The following is a 1,040-nucleotide window of genomic DNA, read 5'->3' as shown; positions in this document are numbered from 1 at the left end:
TTCTATGGTGAGGGATGGTGTCATGTGGGATCCTAAAATGGTTTGAAATTAGGAATTGACACCATAGTCACTTGTTATGTGACTTAACTCGCATACTTAATTACTTTTTTATGCTCTATATCGCGGTCGTCAATTGCCACAATATAATGCATAGTTTTTACTGGCCATTTAAACACAAGGCTTTTGATCGCAGAAGGCTCAACATTGTGTTTAACTAAATGCTCTTCAAGGGAATCTGCCCAAGATCCAATTGATTTAGTGATTCGTTCACTCAGTAATTGAGATGGCTCAAATTCACGAGTAAGCCAATTAACTGAAATATCATATCCATTTCTTCGAATATTTCTTAACTCATCAATTACAAAGTCATCATCGACATAATTTTCATAACTCGAAAAGCTATGTCCAAAGTTGTGAATCGCCGAAATTATATTTTTATACTTCATAGCCTGAGAGTCACATAACGCCCTGTTAACAGGCAATAAAATAGTTGGTTAAAATAAGCGACGAAGGAGCAAAAACCAACTGTTTTTTGTCCTTGTTTAACAGCTTGTTAGGCATATTTACAACCCATCTAGCTCTATCGTATAACCCAATGCATTTACCAAAAAACTAAGTATTATTGGAAATAACACTATGATGATAAACGACAAACCAATTTTATACTTTTTATTACTTATATTTGATGTGGTAACGCTAAATAGTACAGTTAAAACAAGCCATTGAGAGATATTTAATAAATTTGCTATAAAAGGAGAAAACACTAGATTGCTTTTATAAGCCTCTCGCATCACTAAACTATCATATGGCAAACTTAATTGAGGCCAAAAAAACATATAATTACTAACGAGCCGAGGAATAAAACTATTAGTGTAAACAGCTAAAACAGGCAGGAAAAATAAGCTTAAAAAGCAAACTATAAAAATAACTCCACCAGTAATATATTTGCGATCCATCGATATGCCTAACACTTTAGTATTTATGCGACACGCAGTTTGTGTTGCATAATCGCTTGTTGGACTGAGGCGCTACCTGCTCGG

The 1,040-nt window shown here is 34.3% G+C and carries 2 protein-coding genes; both read right to left on the bottom strand.

The window, feature by feature from the left end:
* Positions 1-83: 83 nt before the first annotated feature.
* Positions 84-446 carry a hypothetical protein gene (locus I6E72_RS19615; RefSeq protein WP_197113907.1) on the bottom strand — a complete coding sequence of 121 codons (363 nt, stop codon included), beginning with the start codon at positions 444-446 and terminating at the stop codon, positions 84-86.
* Positions 447-563: 117 nt separating this feature from the next.
* The gene (locus I6E72_RS19610) at positions 564-956 is read right to left on the bottom strand and encodes a hypothetical protein (protein WP_197113904.1); all 393 of its coding nucleotides are present in this window, start codon (positions 954-956) and stop codon (positions 564-566) included.
* Positions 957-1,040 lie beyond the last annotated feature (84 nt).

The organism is Pseudoalteromonas sp. NSLLW24 (assembly GCF_015864725.1).
Lineage (GTDB): Bacteria > Pseudomonadota > Gammaproteobacteria > Enterobacterales > Alteromonadaceae > Pseudoalteromonas > Pseudoalteromonas arctica.
The sequence above is the reverse complement of the archived record's forward strand: the minus strand, read 5'-3'. Positions and strand labels throughout refer to the sequence as shown.